The following is a 2,366-nucleotide window of genomic DNA, read 5'->3' as shown; positions in this document are numbered from 1 at the left end:
TTTGTTTATATTGCCGCTATCGCTATTTTGTTGATTTAGCTCATCCTTCCCTATTTTTCAAACAAGGCCTAATGTTACAGGCATCCAATTTGAATTTTTTATTGTAAAACAAGATACCTCGAAATACTGAGCAGCTAATTTATAAAAGCTTTGTCTCAAAGATTCTTGGTCTTTTTTACGATCAAACTTTCTGGTTTTTGATAAATCAAAAGGCGCAAAACCTTTTTCGCTTTTCATCATATATTCTCTCCCTTGAATGACAGCAGCTTATCACGATAGTATTCGTATTGCTTAGTCCTCGCTTCAATCTCTGCTGGTAAGCCGGAAGAAATGTCATTGCAGAGGGCATCGAAGCGGTCAAGTATGCCTACAATATGCTCCTGTTCCTTGATAGCAGGAAGCGGAATAGGTATTGTGTTAAGGTTCTTCTGGTTCAGCTTCGGTTGTGCTCCACCAGAAATAAATTGTGAAAGGTCGATAGAGTTCAAGTAGAACTCGACATATCTTCTCGTTGTATAACAATCAAACTTCAAAACATGGGCATGGTTATTTACCCAATTCTTGCCCGATATAGAAAACGCAATCGGTGTGCTTCGTGCTACCAGATTGTTGCCATCCTCGGAAACAAGCAGATAATCTCCATCAAAGATATAACCACTTACATAATCAACAATGCCGGATGCACCGTAGTAAGGGTACTCGCCAGCTTCACGGTTGCCGCTTGTGATAGGCTTTCTCTTACTGTCATGGTTTTCAGAAATCATATTCAGCGTAACAGAAACAAAACCAAAAACATATTGACAAAGCAGGATCAAGCCATTAAGCTCGTCTGTCTGTTAAGATTGTCTTGCCAGTTGCGGCGTATGTCAAGAGGGCATCACGATAGAACTCGTATTGCTTTTGCCTTGCTTCAATTTCCGCTGGAAGACCGATTTTAAGGTCAGAGCAGATAGCATCGAAGTTATCCAGAACATACACAAGGCGTTTCTGAACATCAAGTGCAGGAACTGGAATTTCAAGGGATAACACCAAGGATGAGTTCAAATCGCCTCTTGCTCCTTGCTTTCTGCTAATGAGTTCATCATACTTGTTGTAAGTGCAGTAGTAGATGTATCTATGCAGGGCTTTGCTCTCATCAATCTCCAAATTCAGACAATGCTGATTGGTGGTTGCTTTTATCTTGTTAATAGCACATCTTCCTGCGGTAGCACCAGAAATCGCAACAATCACGCAATTCTCCGGTATCCACTTTACTGCGGTCTCTGCAACTGCTTTTTCAGTTATATAGCTATCCACTTCAGTAATTTCATTAAAGCGAACATCCTGCGTCCTTATCCACGGAATAGTACCGTTCTCATAGTAGTCAGAATTTCCTTTGGTAGGAGTAGAGCCGGAACAGCTCTTTTTGACAACAGTACGGAGCTGAACGATGGGAATATCAGCACCATTGAAGGTCAGTAGCTTATTCCTATAATAATTATATTGTTTTTGTCTTGCTGTAAGCTCCGCTGTAAGCTCCGTGAAATTGTCCAGAATACGGACAATTTCACTCTGCACCTCAAGAGGTGGCAGTGGAATGGTCACTTTCTCCATCAGCTTTTTAGATACATTGAAGCGAGTAACACCGCTTGCGGTTTTACCGATTTGGTATCGCAAGTCGCTTGAACGGAACAGATGCTTTGCAAAATCCGGCAACATGATACTCAAATCGTCAAAGCGGAAGAAGAAGCAGAAACTATTAAGATATAGCTTTTCGTCTGTTTTCACGGTTACAACGGAAGAAATGCCGCATTCGTCTGGAGTCTCGGAAGAACCTGTGAAAACAACATCTCCGTACTGCAATGTACGCTGTTTCTCTCCATCAGCGATTTTAACTCTGTCCTCTACATCAATCTGCAATGCAGGGTTAGAATAAACATTCTTATAGGTAATGAACCTTGCGTTGCCATCGGTAAAATCGTCTTTCGATTTGCCCGTCAGACCACCAAAGAACTTTCCCAACTCGCCAAGCGTTTTATGCGGAACGCCATCTAGACAGTAGAGGGAAATCAATTCGTCTAATTTACTCATTATTACCCTCCCTTTCCGCAAGTATCGCTTTCAGAGTTTTTCCGTTTTCATCTTTCCATGCGGTCAGTCCGTTTGTGCTTGCTCCTGTCACAAAATTTGCGGCTGTGGAAGCACTCTTGAAAGGCACATCCTTGATTACTCTTGTACCATCAACCACACCGACACGGGATTTTTCAATGGACTTTGCACCTCTGAATTTCTCGCTATATGCAATCGTTTCAGAAATAAGAACCTGTATTCACAAGGAGAAAAGAACGTGGTAAAATAGAGATATGGAAGAAAAAGGACGGGAGTCG

3 protein-coding genes are annotated in these 2,366 nt (G+C 41.8%); all 3 read right to left on the bottom strand.

The features are described from left to right. Positions 1 to 57: 57 nt before the first annotated feature. The 3 genes from D5269_RS17445 to D5269_RS17435 are packed head-to-tail and all read right to left on the bottom strand — an operon-like array spanning position 58 to position 2,070. On the bottom strand, positions 58 to 240 hold the full coding sequence (locus D5269_RS17445) for a hypothetical protein (RefSeq protein ID WP_120487352.1): 183 nt from the start codon (positions 238 to 240) through the stop codon (positions 58 to 60). Then, positions 237 to 764 carry a restriction endonuclease subunit S gene (locus tag D5269_RS17440; protein ID WP_301890915.1) on the bottom strand — a complete coding sequence of 176 codons (528 nt, stop codon included), beginning with the start codon at positions 762 to 764 and terminating at the stop codon, positions 237 to 239. Before D5269_RS17440 ends, D5269_RS17445 begins: the two co-directional genes overlap by 4 nt. 55 nt (positions 765 to 819) lie before the next feature. Further along, entirely contained in the window at positions 820 to 2,070 is a 1,251-nt protein-coding gene (locus D5269_RS17435) for a restriction endonuclease subunit S (RefSeq protein ID WP_120487348.1), read from the bottom strand. Between the last annotated feature and the right edge of the window lie 296 nt (positions 2,071 to 2,366).

It is taken from the genome of Anaerotruncus sp. 1XD42-93 (genome assembly GCF_009917605.1).
Classification (GTDB): domain Bacteria; phylum Bacillota; class Clostridia; order Oscillospirales; family Ruminococcaceae; genus Anaerotruncus.
The sequence above is the reverse complement of the archived record's forward strand: the minus strand, read 5'-3'. Positions and strand labels throughout refer to the sequence as shown.

Coding starts and splice junctions, on each gene's coding strand:
- D5269_RS17445 (WP_120487352.1), bottom strand. CDS start 240: ATGATGAAAAGCGAAAAAGGTTTTGCGCCTTTTGATTTATCAAAAACC.
- D5269_RS17440 (WP_301890915.1), bottom strand. CDS start 764: ATGATTTCTGAAAACCATGACAGTAAGAGAAAGCCTATCACAAGCGGC.
- D5269_RS17435 (WP_120487348.1), bottom strand. CDS start 2,070: ATGAGTAAATTAGACGAATTGATTTCCCTCTACTGTCTAGATGGCGTT.